The 23,626-nt window shown below is 54.9% G+C and carries 18 protein-coding genes; 4 read left to right on the top strand and 14 right to left on the bottom strand.

Annotated elements, in window-relative coordinates; genetic code table 11:
* Positions 1–46: 46 nt before the first annotated feature.
* Complete coding sequence (locus tag FFI90_RS11135) at positions 47–1,777, top strand: thiamine pyrophosphate-binding protein (protein ID WP_144778067.1); 1,731 nt, start codon at positions 47–49, stop codon at positions 1,775–1,777.
* On the opposite strand, the gene FFI90_RS11130 is transcribed toward FFI90_RS11135, so the two are convergent.
* From FFI90_RS11130 to FFI90_RS11065, 14 genes are all read right to left on the bottom strand, one after another.
* Positions 1,774–2,316, bottom strand: a complete 543-nt coding sequence (locus FFI90_RS11130; protein WP_144778066.1) for a nitrous oxide reductase accessory protein NosL — start codon at positions 2,314–2,316, stop codon at positions 1,774–1,776. The two genes, FFI90_RS11135 and FFI90_RS11130, sit on opposite strands and share 4 nt — an antisense overlap.
* Before the next feature lie 44 nt (positions 2,317–2,360).
* Complete coding sequence (locus FFI90_RS11125) at positions 2,361–3,191, bottom strand: ABC transporter permease (protein WP_144778065.1); 831 nt, start codon at positions 3,189–3,191, stop codon at positions 2,361–2,363.
* The gene (locus FFI90_RS11120; protein WP_144778064.1) at positions 3,188–4,120 is read right to left on the bottom strand and encodes an ABC transporter ATP-binding protein; all 933 of its coding nucleotides are present in this window, start codon (positions 4,118–4,120) and stop codon (positions 3,188–3,190) included. The genes FFI90_RS11125 and FFI90_RS11120 overlap by 4 nt, the downstream gene beginning before the upstream one ends.
* Positions 4,120–5,394 (bottom strand): nitrous oxide reductase family maturation protein NosD, encoded by a 1,275-nt coding sequence (locus FFI90_RS11115; RefSeq protein WP_144778342.1) that lies wholly within the window; start codon positions 5,392–5,394, stop codon positions 4,120–4,122. The genes FFI90_RS11120 and FFI90_RS11115 overlap by 1 nt, the downstream gene beginning before the upstream one ends.
* 209 nt (positions 5,395–5,603) lie before the next feature.
* Positions 5,604–7,499, bottom strand: coding sequence for a TAT-dependent nitrous-oxide reductase (gene nosZ / locus FFI90_RS11110; protein ID WP_144778063.1), 1,896 nt, complete (start codon positions 7,497–7,499; stop codon positions 5,604–5,606).
* 61 nt (positions 7,500–7,560) lie between these two features.
* Complete coding sequence (nosR, locus tag FFI90_RS11105; protein WP_144778062.1) at positions 7,561–9,711, bottom strand: transcriptional regulator NosR; 2,151 nt, start codon at positions 9,709–9,711, stop codon at positions 7,561–7,563.
* A gap of 125 nt (positions 9,712–9,836) precedes the next feature.
* A complete protein-coding gene (locus FFI90_RS11100) occupies positions 9,837–10,238 on the bottom strand; it encodes a ribonucleotide reductase subunit alpha (RefSeq protein WP_144778061.1) in 402 nt (133 codons plus the stop codon).
* Between the two features lie 44 nt (positions 10,239–10,282).
* Positions 10,283–11,059 carry a Crp/Fnr family transcriptional regulator gene (locus FFI90_RS11095; RefSeq protein WP_246123489.1) on the bottom strand — a complete coding sequence of 259 codons (777 nt, stop codon included), beginning with the start codon at positions 11,057–11,059 and terminating at the stop codon, positions 10,283–10,285.
* Positions 11,060–11,215: 156 nt separating this feature from the next.
* Positions 11,216–12,022, bottom strand: a complete 807-nt coding sequence (locus tag FFI90_RS11090) for a peptidylprolyl isomerase (RefSeq protein ID WP_144778060.1) — start codon at positions 12,020–12,022, stop codon at positions 11,216–11,218.
* A 62-nt stretch (positions 12,023–12,084) separates the two neighbouring features.
* Entirely contained in the window at positions 12,085–12,762 is a 678-nt protein-coding gene (narI, locus tag FFI90_RS11085; protein ID WP_144778340.1) for a respiratory nitrate reductase subunit gamma, read from the bottom strand.
* A 23-nt stretch (positions 12,763–12,785) separates the two neighbouring features.
* Positions 12,786–13,538 carry a nitrate reductase molybdenum cofactor assembly chaperone gene (narJ, locus tag FFI90_RS11080; RefSeq protein WP_144778059.1) on the bottom strand — a complete coding sequence of 251 codons (753 nt, stop codon included), beginning with the start codon at positions 13,536–13,538 and terminating at the stop codon, positions 12,786–12,788.
* 10 nt (positions 13,539–13,548) lie between these two features.
* On the bottom strand, positions 13,549–15,120 hold the full coding sequence (gene narH / locus FFI90_RS11075; RefSeq protein ID WP_144778058.1) for a nitrate reductase subunit beta: 1,572 nt from the start codon (positions 15,118–15,120) through the stop codon (positions 13,549–13,551).
* The gene (locus FFI90_RS11070) at positions 15,117–18,860 is read right to left on the bottom strand and encodes a nitrate reductase subunit alpha (protein WP_144778057.1); all 3,744 of its coding nucleotides are present in this window, start codon (positions 18,858–18,860) and stop codon (positions 15,117–15,119) included. Before FFI90_RS11070 ends, narH begins: the two co-directional genes overlap by 4 nt.
* A 129-nt stretch (positions 18,861–18,989) precedes the next feature.
* Positions 18,990–20,258: an MFS transporter gene (locus FFI90_RS11065; protein ID WP_144778056.1), complete on the bottom strand. Its 1,269-nt coding sequence runs from the start codon at positions 20,256–20,258 to the stop codon at positions 18,990–18,992.
* Positions 20,259–20,413: 155 nt separating this feature from the next.
* On the opposite strand from FFI90_RS11065, the gene FFI90_RS11060 reads away from it, so the two are divergent.
* The 3 genes from FFI90_RS11060 to ubiT all read left to right on the top strand — a co-directional run bounded on the left by FFI90_RS11060 (position 20,414) and on the right by ubiT (position 23,529).
* Positions 20,414–22,273, top strand: coding sequence for a histidine kinase (locus tag FFI90_RS11060; protein ID WP_144778055.1), 1,860 nt, complete (start codon positions 20,414–20,416; stop codon positions 22,271–22,273).
* Between the two features lie 19 nt (positions 22,274–22,292).
* Positions 22,293–22,964: a two-component system response regulator NarL gene (gene narL / locus FFI90_RS11055; RefSeq protein WP_144778054.1), complete on the top strand. Its 672-nt coding sequence runs from the start codon at positions 22,293–22,295 to the stop codon at positions 22,962–22,964.
* A gap of 70 nt (positions 22,965–23,034) precedes the next feature.
* Entirely contained in the window at positions 23,035–23,529 is a 495-nt protein-coding gene (gene ubiT, locus FFI90_RS11050; protein WP_144778053.1) for a ubiquinone anaerobic biosynthesis accessory factor UbiT, read from the top strand.
* Positions 23,530–23,626 lie beyond the last annotated feature (97 nt).

The following is a 23,626-nucleotide window of genomic DNA, read 5'->3' as shown; positions in this document are numbered from 1 at the left end:
GCAATAATCACCGCACAACCACAATAATAATTTTCAGGATATATCCATGAAGAAGACCGGCGCTACCCTCGTTCGTCACGCACTGGAGCAACTCGGCATACGCCACACGTTTGGCATTCCAGGTGTGCACACCACAGAAATCTATGATGAGCTGAACCGTTCTGAGAGCATCGAGCCGACGCTTGTTACCCATGAGTGTGGTGGTGCATTCATGGCTGATGCAATAAGCCGCACCGGTGCGGAACTGGGCACCCTGCTGATTGTGCCGGCTGCGGGCGTTACTCATGCCGCCAGCGGCATCGGCGAAGCCGGAATCGACGGCATACCCATGCTGATTATTTCCGGCGGGATTCATTCGCAATCCGGGCACCGCTACCAACTCCATGAGATGGATCAGCACACCGTGCTCAAGCCGATCACCAAGAAAACCTGGCGCATTGCCAGCCACCGGGAAATCATTCCGACGCTTTACGAAGCCTATGACCTGGCAATGGCTGGCGAGCCGGGCCCGGTCTTTATTGAAATCCCGGTCAACATCAGCAACTTTCTGGGCGATGTGGACGACATGCCTCTTTACCAGTCACAGCGCGCGCCAAAGCAGCCCGAGCAGTCACTGATTGACGCTGCCGCAGAGGCATTGGTACAGGCAAACCAACCGGGGATTTTTGCGGGCTGGGGTTCAGTTGATGCCCAGGCCGATCTGATTGAACTGGCAGAGCTGCTGGATGCACCTGTGTCAACAACCCTTCAAGGGCTTAGCGCCTTCCCGGGCAATCATCCGCTGCATACAGGAATGGGCATGGGTGACTATGCCGTGCCGGCAGCCAACAATGCCTTTGCCCAGATAGATTGCCTGCTGGCGATCGGAACACGATTCTCGGAAATCCCCACAGGAAGCTATGGCATCAACCCGCCGGAATGTCTGATTCACCTGGACATTAATCCCGAGGTGTTCAGCGCCAACTACCCTGCCAGCCATACCATTGAGGGGGACGCGAGAGTGACCGTGCCAGCGCTCCTGGAAGCGGTAAAAGCGCTCAAACCCTCTGCATCCAATACCGGCATTCGCGAGCAGATTGCCAATGACAAAGCCGCCTACAAAAAAGAATGGCGGGACTACGACAGCGGCGATCGGGTAAACCCGGAACTGTTTTTCAGCCACCTGCGTGAGCGCCTGAACGACGACGCGATTATTGTCGCTGACGATGGCAACCATACGTTTTTGGTGGCCGAGCTCATGCCCATACTGGGTGCCCGGAATTACATGTCTCCCAGTGACTTCAACGCCATGGGGTACTGTGTCCCCGGCGCTATCGGCGCCAAGCTGGCAAACCCCAAGCGTCAGGTAGTAGGCATTGTAGGCGACGGCGCATTGCTGATGACCGGTATGGAACTGGTAACGGCTGCACGCCTGCAAGTCGGGGTGATGATTTTCGTATTCAACGACGGCGAGCTCTCACAGATTGCCCAGGCGCAGCAAATCCCCTACAACCAGAAAACCTGTACTGTGCTTGGCACAGTGGACTATGAGGCTTTTGCCAAGGCCTGTGGCGTTGAGTTCGTTTCCCTTGTCGGGAACCCGAATATTTCTGAGAGCATAGAGATCGCTCTCCAGAAATCGGCGGCCGGCCGGCCCGTGCTGGTAGACGTGCGCATTGATTATTCCAAATCGACACGCTTCACCAAAGGCGTTGTGAAAACAAACCTTGGCCGCATGGCGACTCGGGACAAGGTGCGGATTGTCGGGCGGGCTCTCTGGAGAAAAGTCCGGCCCTAGTGCTGCATACCACCGTGCATATCACCAGCGGGCATCTCGGTATTGAGATGTTCCAGGGTGATTGCGTCATACTGCAAAACCTCGCCACCATGCTCCATCATGAAATCATGGGCAGCCGATTGGGTGGAGAACGATGCCAGTGTCTGGCCCATAGCACCTTTACGCTCTGAGCCAGCCACGTAAACCGCGTCACGGGCGTCAATCAGAGCCGCATCATCCGGGCTGGCCCATTCGGTCTGGCTCATGTCGTGAACGTACAGAGTGTGCTTACGCATGACGTTTTCTGGCTGCAGTGCCCAGGCGAACATATCCCGGGTGGAGCAGAATTTGTGGACGGTCTGCTCTTTCTCGGTAATGACTTCGCCTTTAGGCCCGGGGAAGCGGGTTATCGCCATGCCGCATACGTGGCACTCATCGCCGGATTCGATATGCACCGGTGCGGGCTTTTCGGCAACTTTTTCGGCTTCTCCGGAGCATCCGGCCAGGAATACCGCAAACATCAGCAATGCTGTCAGGAATTTTAAACGAACAGGTTTCATGGAGTTCTCCAGAACAAGATTGACCAGAATGAGACTGGCAAAAGTCAGATACGACGGCGACGGAACAATGCCCAGGCGCCGATTAAGGGAATAACAAACCAAAGCACCAGTGCCAGCCATAGCCCAGTCGGGCCAATGGGCAAGTCTGCACCAAGGCTGAGAACACCGCTTAACTGGCCGCCATCGCTGAAGGCGACAATATTGAGCAAACGGTAGATATCCGTGGGGTTTAGCAGCAGAAGCCAAGGCAGCAAATCCGGATTGAATTCTCCCTGGCTGGCAACCAGCGTGCCCAACAGCAGCAAATCGAAAATCAGCACAAAAAAGAACCAGATGGCCAAGGCCAAACCTGCAGCAACCGGCTTCTCACCCACCCGCACACTGACCACATACGCCAGTGAAATAAAGCTCCAGCCCAACAGCGTTGTGGAGATAATAAAGCGCAGCATGGCAACCGCCAGAGCGCCAACGGCAACGTCTTCTACCAGCAGCGCAATAGCAACGCCTGCCACGCCAAAGCCAATCAGGGTCGCAAGCGCCAATGTCAGCCCGTGACCGAGAAACTTGCCGAACAGCAACTGCGCGCGGCTAAGTGGATAGGTCATCAACAGCAACAGCGTGCCGCCTTCCTCTTCGCCCACAATGGCGTCGTAGGCCAGTAGCAAAGCAATAAGCGGGATCAGGAAGATACCCAGGCTGGCAAGGCTGGCAATCGTCGCCGGCGTGGAAGCATAGCCCACCTGACCGGACGCCGCCGCCCCAAACCAGGCAATGCCTACTGCCAGCGTGGCGAAAACCAGAGCGATGGCAATCAACCAACGGTTACGCAGGCTGTCGCTGAGTTCTTTGCGGGCGATGGTCCAGATACTGTTCATTGGGCACCCCCACGATGAGCAAGGCCACCGGAGCCGATAAAGTGCACGTACACATCTTCCAGTGTCGGCTGATAGATATTCAGATCACGCACCTCGTCAGATGCCAACAGGGTTTTAACCAAGGCCATTTTTTCCGTTGACCGGACATCCACGTGCAGCCGCCCGTTGTCACGCCGCATCATCAGGCCGGCAGAGGCCTGGGCGTTGTTCACAACCGCTTCCAGCGCAGCCACGCTGGTCTCCGGCTCGAGAGAGAGAGTTATCGGCATGTTTGCCTGCCGGCGCAGCGAAGTGAGATCTCCAACGGCTTTCAGGCTGCCATCGGTAAGAATTGCCGCTCTGTCTATGTAGGGTTCCACACCCGGAAGTACATGGGAGCAAAGGACAATGCCGGTGCCCTCATTGCGCAGTGTGCGCAACAAACGGTAAAGATCAGCCGTGGCAACCGGGTCCAGACCAACGGTAGGCTCGTCCAGCATCAAAAGGCGCGGCTTGCCGAGCAAAGCCTGGGCAAGCCCCAGACGCTGGCGCATGCCTTTCGAGTAGGTTTTAACCCGGGTATCCATGGCATCATCCAGCCCTACCTGGCCCAGAAGCTCAGGAACCTGGCGCAGATTTGCGCCCTTCAGACGGGCAAAATGCGCAAGGATTTCACGCCCGGTAAGCTGCGGGTAAAACATCACATTTTCGGGCAGATAACCGATGGACTGGCTGATTTTGGGATCACCTGCTTCACCATCCAACACCGACACCTTGCCCTGAGACGGCGCCATGAGGCCCAGAATCAGTTTGATACTGGTGGTTTTGCCAGCGCCGTTGTGGCCAAACAACCCGAGAACTTCCCCGGGCTCAAGGCGCAGATCAATGCCATTCAATACCAGCGCCTTATCGTACCGGTAGCTCACATTCTCAAGACGAAAACAGCTCATCAGGACTCCGGTTGTAATATTTTGGGTGGACTCATCAACGGGTGCGAATCAGTGACACCCGCAGCCTTGACCACTGGAAACGCCTCCTGGACCCAGCGCAGCGTATCCACTGCCGGGCTGAACATCAGGATCTTGGCTTCCGGATAAGTCCACAACAGACGATCAACGTTATCGTTAGGCTCGTATGGCAGATCACCGACGCCATTCTGATTGCGATCCCAACCCAGATAATCACTCCAGAAGTTACCCTCGCCGTCCTTCGACCACTCCTGAGTGCGCAGCGCCACATACTTCACCTGGCGCTGATTGTTGATAAACGCATTACGGAAAACCTCATTGTCTTCCGAACCGGCGGTCAGATGAATGCCCACACCGCTATCCCGGAACACATTGTTTTCGAAAGTATTGTACAAAGAGTTATAAATAAACACGGCCTTGCCTTCCGCGCCGGAAACCGACACCCCGGCAGTCTGCCCCTGTGACACTCCGAAAACCACGTTCCCCCGCAGCACCGACTGGGTTATGAAGTTCATCAGAATGCCGTAATTCTCATCGTTCTCGGACCGGTTGTTGATCACCGTAAGCCGCTTGCTTTGCATCAACGCATAGCCGGTACGGGTTCCCCGGGTTATATTGCCTTCCAGAAGATTATCCATGGAATACATATAGTGTATGCCGTAACGCAGATCCGTCATGGTGTTGTTGCGGATCTCATTCCCGTTAGCCGTCTCAATATAAATCGCATCTCGCGTCTGGCGAATATCATTCCCCTCAATCAACGCGCCGGTGGTATTGAACAGGTGAATACCATTACCACGATCATTCGGGCGAACAGTCGCATCACCGCGAATGGTATTGTTCAAAACCGTCACACCCGGTGTCGCATCCAGCCAGACACCGAAAGCTGTACCTTGCAAATCATTGTTCTCAACCGTCGCATTAACCGACTCTCGGCTAATGAAAATTCCCGCATTCATCTCATTCAGATCCGTACCCCAGTTTCGGATACGGCACCCGATAAGCGTTACACCTTCTGCAAGAATCTCCACCGCATTTCCCGTGCCGCCACCATCAATGAGCGTTTCCGGACCGCATGCAACAGTTACCCCCGGCACCCGAATGGCCAAAGGCGAAATATTTTCAGAAGGAAGCTCAAAGGTAGCGCCCGGCTCCAGATCATCCAGCTGCCGCTGAATATCGGCCTGCGCGGTCAGCGCGGTCAGCGATAGCAAAGCGACTGTCAGGGCCGCCCCTAAACGCAAAATGTGGTGCATCAAATCGGTTCTCAAACTAGCAGCTACTGCCAAAGTTGGGCAATACACAGGAAGAGCCACTTCCAAAACTGTGCGGAGCCATGGATGGCGGAGCCAAGCTTACATGGAAGTATTCACAGCGTGTTTTGGAAGTGGCTCTTCCTGTGTATTGCTTCTCAAAAGTCAGAAAAACCGGAGCCCCTTACGGAACTCCGGTCGAAACTCCTAAATCAGGCCTTCTCGACCAGCATCCGACCCGTCATCTCCATGTGCAGAGCGTGACAGAACCAGTTGCAGTAGTACCAGTTAACGCCCGGCTTATCCGCAATAAACGTAACCGAAGACGTCTGCTGAGGGCTGATCTCCATGCTCACACCGTGATTTACCATAGAGAAACCATGAGTCACATCCTCAATGGTATCCTGGTTAGTGACGTACACGGTCACCTCATTGCCCTGCTTCACCTTGAATTCTGTCAAGCCGAACATCGGCGCAACCGACGTCATGTAAACGCGAACCTTGTTGCCATCGCGAATTACCTTGTTGTCGGATTCCAGAGTAATGCCATCTTTCTCAGCCTGAGCACGTGCACTGGCAAAGAACGGATCGTCACGAGTATAGAGCTTTTTGGTCTTGATCTGATCACGACGAACCATAATGCAGTCGTGTGGCTCTGCGAAGGCAGGGCCGTCGTGAACCAGCTTCATCTCCTCACCGGAAATATCGATCAACTGATCGTTCTCCGCGTGCAGCGGGCCAACCGGCAGGAAGCGGTCTTTGGAGAACTTGGACAACACAACCAGCCATTTGCCGTCGGCATCACGGGATTCAGTCAGCGACGCATGGTTGTGTCCCGGCTGATAATGCACATCCAGCTTCTGGCGTAGGTAGTTAACCTTTTCACCGTTGTAGTGCTTGATGGCATCCGCAATGTTCCACTTTGCCACCTGGCTGTCGATAAACAGCGTGGTGTACGCGTTGCCACGGCCATCGTAGGTGGTGTGCAGAGGCCCAAGACCCAATTCTGGCTCTGCAACAACCACATCACGAAGCTCGATTTTGTCATCAAACACATCGTCCAGCTTATCGATCGCGATCACCGTACAGGTGGGCGACAGCTTACCGGCAGCAATAAAATACTTGCCGTCCGGTGAGGTGTTCACACCGTGCGGGTTCTTCGGCACCGGAATGTAACGGGTGAGCCTGGATTTGCCACGGCCATCGACCACAGGAACTTTGGAGTCACCCAAGGTTTTAAAGTCACCGTTTTTCACGGCTTCTTCTATACGCTCAACGTTGAACACGACCACCCAGTCGCGGTCGTTGCGCATGGTGCCCGCCAGATCCGAAGCTTTCTCCGAGTTGTAGCAGGTAGAGGCAGCGTACTTACCGGTGTAGTCGGCATCGGTGTTATCCAGGTTACCGTCTACAATCACCTGCCAGGCGACTTCCATGGTTTCCGCATCCAGTGCGTTGAACATGGTGTAGCTGTTCTCCATGGAGAAGTCGCTGCCGTCGTTCGGATGGGGAATCACGTATTCGGCATTGCAGAAGACGTACTTGGTGTGAGGCACTTTCTGCAGACGTAAGCCGTGAATTGCCTGTACGTTCGGAATATGAGTGATTTTGTCACACTTCATGATATCCAGACGGATACGAGCTACACGGGTGTTAGCCTTATCGTTGATGAACAGGTACTTGCCATCGTAACGCCCGTCGGTCATGGAAACGTGGGGGTGGTGACAGTCACCATTCAGAAACTTGTTGTCGTGGCCGAGAACGTCTTTGCTCTCGTTGGTGATACCCCAGCCCGTCGCTGAATCAACGTTGAAAACCGGGATCCGCATCAACTCTCGCATGGATGGAATACCAAGAACGCGCACTTCGCCCTGATGACCACCACTCCAGAAACCGTAGTATTCGTCCAGTTCGCCCGGCCCTACATGAATCTTGTTCTGTGCTTCCTTTGCCGCAGCGGCAAAGGACTCACGGGTCATTACAGCACCACCGAGGCCCGCAGCACCCACGGCGCCAGCCAGAGCCGTGGCGCCCAGGAACCGGCGACGGCTTAAGCCGTTTTCACCGTTTTCCGACATGTCCTTTTCGAACTCATTTGTCTTTTTCATACTGTCCAACTCCGTTATTGGTAATGGCGTTTCTATTTCTCTTTTTTTTGGTTTTGTACTGCTAGGTCACCTGAACCACCGGAATTTCTTCCGGATGGCCCGGTGCGTTGTGACCACGACGCTTGCCCCGCCGCTTGACGATCAGCGGTGGACATTTATGGTCATCGAAATAGGTCATCTGACAGTCCAGGCAATAATGGCATTCCTGATAGTTGATGGTGCCATCAGGATGAATAGCCTGAACTTCACACTCTTTGTCGCACAAGCGGCAAGGGTTGCCACATTCCTTGCGCCGCTTCAGCCAGTCGAAAACACGCAGTTTGGTAGGCAGCGCCAGTGCCGCTCCCAGCGGGCACATGTAGCGGCAGAAGACCTTGCGAGTAAAAACGTTCACTACAAGCAGCAGGACTGCGTAAGTCACAAACGGCCAACTGCGATCAAAGTGCAGTGTTATTGCAGTTTTGAAGGGTTCGATCTCCGCCATTTTTTCGGCGGTTGCGAGGGAGTCCAAAGAGACTCCGAACAGCACTAGCAAGATGATGTACTTCACCGCCCACAAGCGTTCATGGATGGGCCAGGGCACTGTGTATTGGGGCACCTTGAACTTGCGCGCTATCTCGTTGATCAGTTCCTGCAGGGCGCCGAAGGGGCACAACCAACCGCAGTAAACGGCTCGTCCCCAAAGCAGCACAATACCGGCCACAGCGGCCCAGAGCACAAAGATGATCGGATCAATCAGGAAGGTTTCCCAAGTGAAGCCGCTGACAAGGCTGTGGACAAACGCCAAGACGTTAACAATCGACAACTGCCCCAGGGCGTACCAACCAATGAAAAACAACGTGTAGGTAAGAAAAGCGTGGCGAATCCAACGAGTGATTTTCGGCTTCTTCACCAACCAGTCCTGGAAGAACAAAATCAATAGCAGTACACCGATACCAATGCCCAGTACGATCACCTGAAACTGCCGCTGATACCACACCTGGACCCACAGCGGCTGCTCTTCAAGCCACTCCTCTTCCGTCAGTACCGGTTCAGCTCGGGTGTAATATTGCTCAGGAAGTTGGTACTCCAACGGGAAGACCTGGAACTCGCTGTCCAGAGGGCCGGTCTGGCGCTTTACGGTCAATTCCAGCGTCCAGGGCGCGCCCGGGTCAAAGTTGTGCTGTTGCCGAATGATGAAAATCGCCATCTCTTTAAAGCTTGGGATTCCTTCGGCGTACACATCGCTGAGACGGAAAAAGTCGAGATCGCGGAAGTTGAACGTATCGCCGTATTGACGAATCTGGACCCGGTCAAAAATACCACCGCGCACATAGCCGGAACCTTTGAAGGAGTATTCGCCATTGGCCATAACCGCAATGGCTTGCTCTCCTTCCTTTAGTTCAGACATCAGCCAGTCATACTGACTTTCGCCCAACACATTCTGACCAATCGTCGGTGTATCCAGATACGCTGCATAAAGATCAATCAAAGGCTCATCACGTTCATCAGGTGCGGCTGTTTCGATGCCCTCCGCATCGGTGCCTTTAAAGGAATCATCTACCTGGCCCTTGGTGAGCAGCATGCGACGAATGGAGCCGTCGCCGGCCAGCTCCTCCCAAGTACGGGACTGAAAACCATCTTTGACCACATCCGCCGTTGGTGGGCGCTTGGTGCCACTGCCTTCCACCAGCCCGAGCTCCACACCCACGCGATGGGCCGTGCGCATGATAACTTCATTAACAACCATCACCGTTACCGTGGCCCCTGAGAGCCCATCAACGGCAACCTTGCGCTCGGTGGAGGTTCCCCCCACCGTTACGCGCTGATCGGCCTTCAAACCGGCGTACTGATCCGTAAATGCGTGGAGTTTACTCTCCGGGATGCCCACCAGAAGTATGGGCTCATCGTGATGAATCACTTTGGTAAAGCGGATCGAGCCTTCGGTATCCAGCACCACCATGGCGTTCAATGGTTTGCCGGAATAGGCAGGCGTCTGCACGAAATCGAGGGACTGGTAGGCGTAACCTTTCAGCTCGTCCCCGGCGTAAAGCTCCTGTATGGCGCGGTTGCCTTCCCGTGGTTCGAACCGGGTAACTTCCGGGAAGGCTTTCTGGATAACCTGGCGCCCGGCAACCGGCTCATATGCACTGACCGGCTCGGCCTGAACCTGAGGCACAAGTGACAGCAAAAAAGCGAAGAAACAAAACACATTGCGGAAAAAAACGTTCAAAGCAAGCTCCCGACAAAACCCACGAATCACCCGTGTCTTAGCCAAACAGCCTAAGTGATTGGCAGATAAAACAAATACCTCTTCATGGATATGGCTTATCGTAAAAGCCAAAGCGATCGTTTGGCTCAGCCCAGACTGACCGCGTTTCCGCTCTTGTCCAGAGGCAGGTAGTTGCTGACATGCCCCAGGCGAATCGATTCAACCATCATGGTCATTGGCTGCTGAGCTTCATCTGAAGAAGGCGCAGTACCCGCTCTACCAGACATGGCAGCAACAAACACAACATCCCATGACTGACCGGTGCTACGTGATTCTTCAACCAGGGCGGAAAACTCCGTGACGTCGTCCGGGGTCTTGTCGACACAGATAACCGGTGTAAGTGCACCGCCCTCACCCTGTTCAAATGCGGCTTTTTCTTCTGCAGAGGCGTCATCTGGAAGCTCGGCCCGACAGAACACAAACAGCAAACGTTGAGGCTCCTGTTCGGTGCGGGTCGCTTTGATAAGATCACTGTAGCTGCTAATCATTAATGCAATATCCTTTCTGAAAACGGCTTTCTACTGAAGAATAACTACTGGCTGATTTCGATCAATCGTTTGGGATCGGATATGAACAACTTGCTTCGGTTGACCCGCACCAGCCCATTGGATTTAAGATCCGCAAGAATTCGGGAAAAAGTTTCCGGCTGCATCGCAAGCCTGGACGCGACCAGACATTTTGGCAGAGGCAGCTCTACTTCCCCGCCTTCTGCGGCGCCGTTTGGCAGAAGGTCAATCAAATAACGGATCAGTCGATCACGGGCGTTTTGAACCGTCATGATTTCAAGGTCGTGGAACCTGGAAACAGCGCGCTGAGCATAGTGCCGGAGTGCTGCATGCGCGTAGTCCGAGTTTTTGTCCAGCATCTCCTGATAGGCCTTTACCGGAATCATCAGTACTTCACTGGATTTGAGGGCTTCGGCGTAGCAGGCATAGCGAGCTGGATCAGCGTAGATCATGACCTCCGCAAAGCAGTCACCCGGAGCTATGCTGTCGAGCGTACGATCAATCCCTGAGGAATCCAGGCGGTATAGCCGCAAGCGGCCAGACATGACGAAAAAGAAGTGGTGGGCAGGCATATCCTGTCGGTAAAGCAACTGATGATGCCCAAGGCGAAGACGACGAGACTGCAGAATGAGGTTCTGGAAGTCTGAGCCACTGAGCGTGTTAAACAGGGCATGATTACGCAGCGCCTCCAGCCCGCTTTCGTCGCCCGTCAGCTTGTTTGTCGCCACCAGAACCGGTTTGGCGTAGCGGGTTTCCGCAGATTGCATCGCCACCATTGTTATACCCTCTTTAATATCATGCATTCAAAATCATGTTTTATGATAATAGGAGGATGTTCCAGAAAAATCGCTCCCTCCATAGGGGTAGAATCGTGCATATTTCCGGAATATTGACCTAAATCAATAGATCCCTCTGCTACCAATACGCCAGATAAGACGCCCATATCAACGCAAGGTCATTTACTGCATTAAGGGCGAGTCCGGTATCTCAAGATCCACACCTTTTACACCTGTCTCAGCCGCCAACACCTGCAGGTACTGACGGAATGCACGCCGGGTAACACTCTCACTCAGGTACTGACGGATCTTGGGCTTTACATGCTCGTATGGCAGCTGTTCGCCATCAATACGCTGGTCCACGCGCACAATGTGCCAGCCATACCTGCTCTCGACCAACTCCGGGTTGAGGCCCTCTTTGAGCGTCAGAACCGGTCGCTCAAACTCTTCAACCGTCTGGCCCTTGCTGATCTGGCCGAGGCTGCCGCCCTGATGGCGGGACTCACAAACAGAATACTGCTTGGCCAGCGCCGCAAACTGGGCGCGACCTTCCAACAGGGAGGACAATAATTGCCTTCCGACCTCTTCCTGCCGCATGCGCTCTTGCACATCGTCTGGTGCAGCCGCCAGCAATATATGGCTTACAGCCATCAGCGTCTGGCTTCGAAAACGACTGGGGTTGGATGCGTGGAAACGCTCACAATCTTCATCGCTCGGTTGCGGTACATCCAGCTCCTGCTCGAGCACGCGCGCTAAGGTGGCTTCTTCGTCCAGATCTTCCGGCAATTTCAGGGCTTTTGCCTGTTGCAGCAAAAGTTCACGAATAACCAGACTCTTGGCGGCCTCGTGCCATGCCTCAGCAACCTCTTCGGCGGGGTGGTGCTGCATTTCCCGTGCAATATCCTCTTCGGATATCAGGGTTTCACCCACATACACTGGTGGAAACTGGTTTCTGGGCTTTTCGGCTTCACCGGTGGGGATCAGTTGCATGGTAAATCTCCGTAAATGTGTTCAGTGCTCCCCCCTCCCACAGAGGGAGAGGGGACTTTCAATTACGCCCGCTTCCGCACCACCTGGTATTTCCGTCCGAAATACTCCAGCGGCACACTCAGCATGTGCACCAGCCGAGTGAACGGGAAGAGTACAAAGATCGTCAGGCCCAGGAAGATATGGAGCTTGTAGATCCAACCCACGCCCGCCATATACTCGGCTGCGCCGCCCTGAAAGGTGAAGATGCTTTGTGCCCAGCCAGCCAGTAACAACATGGTGCTGCCATCAAGGTGTCCTAGGGTCGGAACTATCGTCGCCAGCCCCAGCAAAACCTGAACCATCAGAATAATGATGACCAGGTTATCGGCAGAGGTGCTGCTGGCGCTGACCCGCGGATCCGTCAGACGGCGGTGGGCCAGCATGACGCCTCCCACCAGGCACATCACCCCGGCAATACCGCCCACCACAATAGCCAGCACCTGTTTGGTGCCTGCAGTCATGAAAGGCTCGTACACAAAGTGCGGTGTCAACAGGCCAACCAGGTGGCCAAAGAAAATCACCAGAATACCCACATGGAACAGCACACTGGCCAGCACCAGGTTTTTCTTGCGCAGTATCTGGCTGGAGTGGGCTTTCCAGGTGAACTGTCCATGGTCGTATCTCGCCCAGGTACCAACAACCAGCACCACCAGGGCGATGTACGGATAAATCCCGAAAATCAGTGTATTAAGGTAAGACATCATCTTGGTCTCCTCCTGCGCCGTCAGGCGTCTCTCGCGGCGGCACGCGCCTGAGCGGGCGTTACATCCGTCATCAGATGATCACTGAGGTGAATGGTCTGTGTCTGTTCCATTTCACGGCGACGCTGGCCTACAACGCCACCGGTGTTGCAGGAGCTGCCCTGGTCATCCACAAACTTCACCATCTCTTCTTCCCAGACCTTGTCCAGAGCCTCGGGCGTATCATCGCGTTCTTCCGAGGCGACAATCTGGGCCAGTTCCTGGCGATCCGTCTTACGGCCAGAAAGCTCCAGCAGAGAGTCCATGGCGACATGGTAAAAGCTCTCGCGCTGGTACAACCGCTCACCCAACAAGCCAAGAATGTGGTGAATGTCTTCCAGCCAGTTCTTGATTTCTTCCCAAGGGCGCGTTGACAGATACTCCAGGAATAGCGGCAGGTAATCCGGCAGTTCTTTGGCGTCGATTTCCAGACCGTTGGCGCGATACTGTTCCATCAGATCAACCATCGCCTGGCCGCGATCACGGGATTCGCCGTGCACGTGCTCAAACAACAGCAGTGAGGTAGCGCGTCCCTTGTCGAAGGTGCCGGTATAGGCCTCTTCAAGGTCCAACAGCTCACCGTCACAAAGGCGCTCGATACACTGGAGCAGTTGCTCCTTGTTTTTTCGTGGCAGCCGGCTGTCCTCGAGGACAACCGCAACCAGGGCGTCTTTGGAGGCCTGAAGCTCCGCGGAGGGATACTCCAGAATCCGAGCCAATACTTTTAAAAGTTTCATAGTGGCCTCTTTATTCCTGCAACTGTTTCGGGTCGACCTGTTTCACCGTGGCCAGCTTTTTCACCATGGAGGTGGTCTGGCTGCGGCCGCCGAACATATTGAACTCGCTGTCGCTACCACTGCACCCGTCACCAAAGCTGAAGCCACAACCACCGCGCTCGCCGTGTGCGTCCGGGAAGGCTTCCTTCGCCAGCTCACGATGGCTGGTAGGAATCACAAAGCGGTCCTCGTAATTAGCAATGGCCAGATAGCGGTACATTTCATCAGCCTGAGCCTTGGTAAGGCCGGCTTCTTCCAGTGCTCGCAAATCTTCAACTCCGTCTACCGTTTCAGCACGCTTGTACAGGCGCATGGCCATGATGCGTTTGAGCGCACGTACAATCGGCTTCTCATCCCCTGCGGTAAGCAGGTTGGCCAGATACTTCACCGGGATCCGCAGGCTTTCAATCTTCGGCAGCACGCCGTCGAACTCAACCTTGCCGGCTTCTGCTGCAGACTGGATCGGGCTCAGAGGCGGCACGTACCAGACCATAGGCAGCGTGCGGTATTCCGGGTGCAGAGGCAGGGCCAGTTTCCAGTCCACCGCCATCTTGTATACCGGGCTGCGCTGAGCCGCTTCAATAACGTTCATCGGCACGCCGTCTTTTTTGGCTTGCTCAATGACTTTTGGATCGTTCGGATCAAGGAAGATTTCCAGCTGCTTCTCGTAAAGCTCGTGCTCACCCGGAGTGCTGGCCACTTCTTCGATGCGGTCGGCGTCGTAAAGCAACACGCCCAGATAGCGGATACGGCCTACGCAGGTCTCGGAGCACACGGTCGGCATACCGGCTTCAATGCGCGGGTAGCAGAAAATGCACTTTTCAGACTTGCCGGTTTTCCAGTTGAAGTAGATTTTCTTGTACGGGCAGCCGGATACACACATCCGCCAACCACGGCACTTTTCCTGATCAATCAGCACGATGCCATCTTCTTCACGCTTGTAGATGGCGCCACTTGGGCACGCCGCTACGCAGGTCGGGTTGAGACAGTGCTCGCACAGCCGCGGCAGGTACATCATGAATGTACTTTCGAACTGGCCGTAAATATCGGCCTGAATCTGGTCGAAGTTTTTATCCTTGCGACGTTTGGCAAATTCGGTGCCCAGAATTTCTTCCCAGTTCGGGCCCCACTCGATTTTCTGCATGCGTTTGCCGGAGATCAGCGAGCGTGGCCGTGCAACCGGCTGATGCTTGCTGTCGCCTGCGGTGTGCAGGTGCTGGTAGTCAAAGTCGAACGGCTCGTAGTAGTCGTCAATTTCCGGCAGATCCGGGTTGCCGAATATGTTCGCCAACACCCGGAACTTACCGCCAATGCGAGGACGGATTTTGCCGCTGGCATCACGCATCCAGCCGCCTTTCCACTTGTCCTGGTTTTCCCATTCTTTGGGGTAACCAATACCGGGCTTGGTTTCGACGTTGTTGAACCAGGCGTATTCCATGCCTTCACGACTGGTCCATACGTTTTTACAAGTCACTGAACAGGTATGGCAACCGATACACTTGTCCAGGTTCAGCACCATGCCTACTTGGGAACGGATCTTCATTTTACAGCCTCCTGAACAGTGTCGTTGCCCTCGCCATCAAGCCAGTCAACATTCTTCATTTTGCGCACCACCACAAACTCGTCGCGGTTGGAACCTACAGTTCCGTAGTAGTTAAAGCCGTAGGAGAACTGCGCGTAGCCACCAATCATATGAGTGGGTTTCGGGCATACCCGGGTAACCGAGTTGTGAATGCCACCACGGCTACCGGTAATCTCCGAGCCGGGAATGTTCACAATCCGTTCCTGGGCGTGGTACATCATCATCATGCCCGGCATAACCCGCTGGCTGACCACGGCCCGCGCCGAAATGGCCCCGTTTGCGTTGAACACTTCTACCCAGTCGTTGTCTTCCACACCTACATCGCGGGCGTCGTCTTCACTCAGCCACACAATGGGCCCGCCGCGAGACAAGGTCAGCATCAGCAGGTTGTCGCTGTAGGTGCTGTGGATACCCCACTTCTGGTGGGGTGTGAGGAAGTTAAGCGCCTTTTCCGGGTTGCCGTTGGGCTTGGCGTTCAGCAGCGGTTCGGCCGCTTTGGTGTTGATGGGTGGGCGATACACAAGAAGGCTCTCACCGAAAGCTCGCATCCACTCGTGATCAAGATAGAACTGCTGGCGACCGGTCAGGGTGCGCCAGGGGATAAGCTCGTGCACGTTGGTGTAGCCGGCGTTGTAAGACACGTGTTCATCTTCCAGTCCAGACCAGGTCGGGCTGGAGATGATCTTGCGCGGCTGCGCCACGATATCCCGGAAGCGGATCTTTTCATCTTCTTTATTCAATGCCAGGTGAGAGTGATCCAGCCCGGTGAATTCCGACAGTGCAGCCCATGCCTTGACGGCGACCTGGCCGTTGGTTTCCGGCGCCAGGGTCAGAATCACTTCCGCCGCATCAATCGCGCTTTCAATCTTCGGCCGGCCTGCGTTAGCGCCATCGATGTGCTTGTAGTTCAGGTCACCCAGAAACGTCACTTCTTTTTCAGTGTTCCAGTTGATGCCCTTGCCGCCGTTACCCAGCTTGTCCATCAGTGGCCCAAGCGCGGTAAAACGAGCGTAGGTGTTCGGGTAATCCCGCTCGACAGTAATAAAGTTCGGTGCTGTTTTGCCCGGAATCAGCTCACACTCGCCTTTCTTCCAGTCTTTTACATCAAATGGCTGACCCAGCTCTGCCGGCGCATCGTGCATCAACGGCAGGGTAACCACGTCTTTCTCGACACCCAGGTGACCTTCGGCCGCCTTTGAGAAGGACTTGGCGATGCCTTTGTAGATTTCCCAGTCACTGCGGGACTCCCACGCCGGATCGGTAGCAGCTGTCAGCGGGTGAATGAACGGGTGCATGTCTGACGTGTTCAGGTCGTTCTTCTCGTACCAGGTAGCGGTCGGCAGTACGATATCTGAATACAGGCAGGTGGTGGACATGCGGAAGTCCAGAGTCACCAGCAGGTCGAGCTTGCCTTCCGGTGCCTCGTCGTGCCACTTCACTTCCTGAGGCTTCAGGCCGCCGTCATGACCAAGGTCTTTGCCTTGCAGACCGCTTTTGGTGCCCAACAGATACTTGAGCATGTATTCGTGGCCCTTGCCTGAGGATCCCAGCAGGTTTGAACGCCAGATAAACATGTTGCGCGGATGGTTCTCCGGCGCTTCCGGATCTTCCGCCGCAAAGGCCAGTGAACCGTCTTTCATGGACTGGGTTACGTAGGCGGGCACGTCCATGCCGGCTTTTTCAGCTTCCGCCGCAATACCCAGCGGGTTGCGGTTCAGCTGCGGTGCTGATGGTAACCAGCCCATGCGCTCGGCGCGCACGTTGTAGTCGATCAGGCTGCCACCGAATTTCGACTTGTCCGCCAGGGGCGACAGGATTTCGTCTACGCCCAGTTTCTCGTAGCGCCACTGGCCAGAGTGCGCGTAGAAGAAGGACGAGCCGTTCATCTGGCGCGGCGGGCGCTGCCAGTCCAGACCAAAGGCCAGCGGCTGCCAACCCGTCTGCGGACGTAATTTTTCCTGGCCTACATAGTGAGCCCAACCACCACCGCTCTGGCCGATACAGCCACACATGATCAACATGTTGATCAGCGCGCGGTAGTTCATGTCCATGTGGTACCAGTGGTTCATACCGGCACCCACAATGATCATGGAACGACCCTTGGTTTTATGGGCGTTCTCGCCAAATTCACGGGCAATGCGAATCACTTTTTCAGCGGGCACGCCGGTGATTTTTTCCTGCCAGGCTGGCGTGTAAGGCTTGACCTGATCGTAGGAAGTTGCGCTGTCATCGTCACCCAGACCACGGCTGATGCCGTAGTTGGCCATCATCAGGTCATAAACAGTAACCACGTGGGCTTCGCCACCATCGGCCAAGTCTACTTTGCGGCTACCCAGCTTATGCGTCAGGGTGTCGCTGATTTCAACCGACTTGAAATGGTCGTGCTTGATACCACCAAAGTACGGGAAGGCAACGTCGACGACTTCATCGTGCTTTTCAACCATCGACAACTGTAGATTCACGTCTTCAGTTTTGGCTGTCTGCTTCAGGTTCCACTTGCCTTTTTCACCCCAGCGATAGCCGATTGAACCGTTAGGCGCGGTCAGCTGATTGGTGGTTTCATCAATGGCAATGGTTTTCCATTCCGGGTTGTTCTCTTCGCCCAGACCGCCCACCAGATCACTGGCGCGCAGGAATCGGCCGGGTACATAACGGCCATCTTCGGTTTTGTCGAGCTTCACCAGGTACGGCATGTCGGTGTAGCGACGTACGTAATCGGTGAAGTATTCGCTGGGATTATCGATGTGGAATTCTTTAAGAATGACATGACCCATGGCCATGCCCAGAGCCGCATCTGTACCCTGCTTGGGGTTCAGCCACTCGTCTGAAAGCTTGGAAACTTCGGCGTAATCCGGGGTAATGGCAACGGTCTTGGTGCCTTTGTAACGCACTTCAGTAAAGAAGTGGGCGTCCGGAGTACGAGTCTGGGGCACGTTGGAGCCCCAGGCAATAATGTAGCCTGAGTTATACCAGTCTGCGGATTCAGGAACGTCGGTCTGCTCACCCCAGGTTTGCGGGGAAGCCGGTGGCAAGTCGCAATACCAGTCGTAGAAGCTCAGGCACACGCCGCCAATCAGTGACAGGTAACGGCTACCGGCCGCGTAGGAAATCATCGACATGGCAGGAATCGGCGAGAAGCCGATGATGCGGTCGGGGCCGTGCTTTTTGGCAGTGTAAACGTTCGCTGCCGCAATCAGCTCGTTCACTTCGTTCCAGTCTGAACGCACAAAGCCGCCCATACCACGGCGAGGCTTGTACTCTGCGGTCTTCTTCGGGTCTTCCACAATGGAGGCCCAGGCATCTACCGGGTCGTTGAACTGGATGCGGGCGGCACGCCAAAGCTGCATGAGGTGCTTGCGCATCAGTGGGTACTTCAGGCGGTTGGCGCTGTACATGTACCAGGAATAGCTGGCGCCACGAGGGCAGCCACGGGGTTCATGGTTAGGCAGATCCGGGCGGGTACGGGGGTAGTCGGTTTGCTGGGTTTCCCAGGTGACCAGACCATTTTTGACGTAGATCTTCCAGCTACAGGAGCCGGTACAGTTTACACCGTGGGTGGAGCGCACAACCTTGTCGTGCTGCCAGCGCTGGCGGTAGCTGTCTTCCCAGTCACGATTCACATCGTGGATTTCGCCGTGGCCGTTCGCGAACGATTCGCGCTTTTTGCTGAAGTAGCTCAGCTTGTCGATCAAATGACTCATGGTCTCTCTCTCCATCTACCCGTCTACCGGATCGTTTTCCGATTTGAGACCATTGTGTGGGAGAACAACCCTGAAATCTGCGTGGTTACTACTACATAACCCACCCCTACCCCTGAGTGGGTACAGAGCCTATATCTCGGGCTGGAGAAGAGTCTGGCGCTCGTGGCGACGGCTGAAGCGGGCAAACATGAACTGGCAGATGCAAAGAAGGAGAAACAGAATCATGAACACGGCACTGCGCACACCCAACCAATGATTCACCGCGCCGAAAATGACGGGCAACAGGAAAGCCACAGAGCAGGCGCTGACCAATAGCAGCCCGGCAACAAAGGCTGCATTGTGGCGACTCTCAATAATAACCATTCTCTGCAAGCTACCCATGGCACACCCGAGCGCCATTCCGAGTACCACCACAAAGACACTCTCAACGTTCATAGGCAAAGCGAATTCGAATTTGATGGTTGTTTCCACCCCTCGAATAAACAATGTCATGGGCGGGTAAGACAGTATCACCAGAGCCACCAGGCCAATAACGAGAGACCGGCCGATGACTCTTGGGCTGCCATAACGATCAGACAATCCTCCACCCAGAATCTGCGCCAGAGCGCCAGGAATGATGAACCACTGTGCAAGCCTGGCGCCGGATTGCACCTGCAGCTCAAACTGCGAGGAAAGATAATCCGGAAGCCACAGCGCGAGAGCAAAAAAACTTCCTGCAATCACACCGAAGTAAGCACCCAGTTGCCAGACGCCTTGGCGCCTGACACGGCGGAACATGACTTTGACCGACGTTTCGGTTTCGAGATCTGCAATGGCATCTTCCGGATCCGTTAGCAGCAGCAGAAGAGCGAGCACAAGCAGGAGCACAATCAGATAGGCAAGCGGTACGCCATGCCAGGAGAAGGCCTCATGAAACAGCGGTACAAGATAGTAGGTAAACCCTGCCCCGGTAACACCCGCACCAAACACACCAAGCACAAGGCCAAGGTGATGGCGCTGGCAGTTGCTGGTTACAAACTGCATTCCAGCACTGTAGAACCCGCCGGCCAAGCCGAGGCCTCCCGCCGCCAGAAGATAGCCAGGGAAAGTATCCGTCGTCAGTAGAATCACCATGCAGACAGCAAGCCCGGCAAGGCAGATAAGCATAATACGGCGAGCACCCAATTTCCGGGCGGCGAGCCCGGCGGGAACGGCCAGCAGAGCACTGACAGCCATGGGCATGGCGAGCAGCAATCCAAACTGCAGATTGCTCAGACTGAGCTCCGCACGAAGATGTATTCCGGCAACCGCGAAAAGCGTCCAGCAACCTGCCGCGATTACAAATCCGGTTACGGCAAGCGGAAGAACCACGGCAAGCGATGCCAGCCGCTCATCTTCCTGATCCGCTTCTGACTCCATCCGTTACCGCCTTTGTGGACTGCTTCCAACACTAACTTTCAGTTTCGGCTTTTGCCCTGACGCAGGTCAAAGACTATGATGGGATACCGACCATTGGGGTAATTGACTATCCTCAAGGAGGTATTTGAGCCCGGCGACTGTAAAGACGAGATTCAATGAAATCCAGAAGCCCACTTGTTAACCGGATTGCTATCGTTGTTTGTGCCGTTGTGTTGACCTCCATTGTCAGCATGACCACAACGCTGACGGTCTCAAAAAGCATTGAAGGGAACGCCACAGCCATCAACCTGGCAGGCGCTCTGCGTATGGGCGCGTTCCGTTTGCTTTCTCACGTTGCCAGCCCGGAAGGGAGCAAGGCCGGCGAAAGCAGTATTCAGGACCTTGCGTCCCAATACGAACTCAGCCTTGAAGACGACAAGCTCACTCGCGCTATTCCGGCTACCGAAGATCACCAACTCGCTAAACAGTACCAATCCATCAGCATGTACTGGAAACAAAGCCTGCGCCCGAGATTGGAGAGCCACCCTCAAGGGGCGCCCATCAGCGCTGAGATGCTCGCAGTTACAGAAAACTATGTAGAGTCCGTGAATCAAATGGTCAGCATGCTAGAACGTCGTACTGAAGCACGAATCGGCCTGCTGCATCTAATTCAGATAATCAGCCTGGCGTTCTCCATCCTGATCATCATTGCCCTGTTCGTTGATCTGAGAAACCGGGTTCTCAAGCCGCTGCGTAAACTGGTCAGTATTGCCATAGCCGTTGGCGAACAGGATTTTTCACGTAAGGCAAACCTGCAGGGAAGTGACGAACTGGCGCAGCTGGGCAGCGCGTTTGACCAGATGAGCAGCGAGCTGGCCCTCACCTACTACGATCTTGAGGAACGTGCCCGCAGCAAAACCGAGGAGCTGGAAAAAAGTCATGCCGCCCTTCAGTTGCTTCATACTGCCAGCCGCAACCTTTTTTCCAATCATGATCTGTGCAGTGGCGCGGTTCCCATGCTGCAGGAACTGGAACAACTTCTGGGCATCGGCCCGATTCTGCTCTACCTCCACGATAAAGAGTCAACAGAACCCGTGCAGGCGGTTACAACAGCCTCGGCAGAACGCCCCTTCTACTGTCGTGACCACCACTGCAACGCTTGCCTGGTAACGTCGGAAGTCTATGACGAGCGCCCCATAGAAGAACACGACGGTCGCAGACTGTTGTTACCCATCCGGACCCCGAGCGGGCTCCTCGGCACTCTGGAGGTGTGGTACCCTGCTGACAAAGGTCTTTCTGACACGGCTCGCCGCCTACTGGAGACGCTCAGTGACCAGCTGGCTACCGCGATTTTCCTCGAACGGCAGATTACCGAACAGCAGCAGCTTACGCTGGCCGAAGAGCGCACGGTAATCGCCCGGGAATTGCACGACTCCCTGGCCCAGTCACTTTCTTACCTGAAAATGCAGGTAGCCCGTATGCGCCGGCTGAACATTGAGGGTGATCAGAAAATCCCTCATGACGCGATACTGGAAGAACTGAGCACGGGATTGAACAGCGCCTACCGTCAACTCCGGGAGTTGCTGGCGACTTTCAGGCTGAAACTGGATACGCCGGACCTGGCGACCGCTCTGCGCAAAACCATCGAGGAATTTTCAGAGCGGCTGGGTAAGTCCGTGGGGCTAAAGTACAACCTGCCGCCCCAGGCACTATCACCCAACGAGGAGATCCACACTCTACAGATTGTGAGGGAAGGTCTCGCCAACGCAGTCAAACATGCTGATGCTACCGAAATTTTTGTAGAGATATTGTTTGAGTCGCCCCAGGTAAAAGCAAAAATACGGGATAATGGCAGAGGCTTGCCCCAGGACGGTCAACCGGTCAATCATTACGGCTTGATTATCATGCAAGACCGCGCACGCACACTGGGCGGCCAGGTTGCCGTGCAGAATCATGAGAAAGGCGGTGTTGAAGTTATTTTGACGTTCGTCCCGAAAAGCCGGCACCTGATCCCAACTGAAACATCAAGCACGTAGACAAAGGAAGCGAAGTACCATGCCTGATAGACCGCCTGAGACACCCGCAAGCATATTGCTGATCGACGACCACCCACTGCTGCGTCAAGGTATCAAACAACTCGTCGAGATGGAGAGTGACATGGTTGTGGCTGGCGAGGCCAGTAATGCGACAGACGGGATTCGACTGGCGACCGAGCTCGAACCCGACCTCATTCTGATGGACCTCAACATGCCGGAAGTCAACGGCATTGATGCACTGAAAAAACTGCGGGAGCTCAACATAAGCTCCCGTATCGTGATGTTTACTGTTTCCGACCAGGAAGACGACGTAGTCGCTGCTTTGCGTGCCGGCGCCGATGGATACCTTCTGAAAGACATGGAACCGGAAGACATGATTGCCCAGCTACATCAGGCTGCAGTGGGCAAGATGGTTATCAGCGACCGGCTGACCACATTGCTTGCTGAGGCCCTGCGCTCCAACAAGCCACAACAGACATCACGACCGGATTTCGACAGCCTGACACCGCGGGAGAAAGATATTCTGCGGCTGATTGCAGAAGGCCTGTCCAACAAAATGATCGGCCGCAAACTGGACATCAGTGATGGCACCGTGAAAGTGCACGTAAAGCACCTGCTTAAAAAGCTCAGCCTGCGCTCACGTGTGGAAGTCGCCGTATGGGCGGTGGAAGAAGGTCTTCACAAGGGCTGAGCTATATCAAATCAAGTATTCACGGTTTTGGTTACTCTGGGCAGACCGAATTCACTGCCCGGAGTTGATTATGGCCTTGCCATCACTTGCCGCCTTCCCATGGCGCACTAACCCCTTGATCAGCGACACTCTGGCGCTGCTTTCTGAATATTTGCCTTCACCCTCTCCTTTGCTCGGAGCTATAGACCGCGCTGTTCCCATGCCTGTAAAACAACTGTTAGCCGAGGAGCCTCTGAACCGGATCTTTGCGGCCGCCATTGCAGATGGTGAATTTGACGATTTTGAAGGGCGTCGTATCCGTCTGGAAGTAAATGGTGGCCAACCGGGGGTCACCTTCGGCTTCTGGGCGGGCCGGCTCCGGGTACTGGAAGGCCCGGGCGAAGCCACCATTCGAGGTTCCCTCGCTGCGCTCAAGACCCTGGCTGAGCGCCAGCAGGACCCTGACCAGCTGTTTTTCCAGCGCCGCCTGGTAATTGAAGGGGATACCGAACTGGGGCTTGGGTTAAAAAACCTGCTGGACAGCCTGGAGTGGGACCTCAAACTGCCAAAATTGCTTTTATTCTGAAGCCTTCTGCCTCTGGAGCCATATAAACACCCTGCGAACCTGTGCGATGGTTTAGCAACAGACAAGCAAAACCTCAAAACAGAATCCTCTACGGATT

It is taken from the genome of Marinobacter maritimus (genome assembly GCF_007671675.1).
Classification (GTDB): domain Bacteria; phylum Pseudomonadota; class Gammaproteobacteria; order Pseudomonadales; family Oleiphilaceae; genus Marinobacter; species Marinobacter maritimus.
This window is presented reverse-complemented; position numbering and strand designations above follow the sequence as displayed.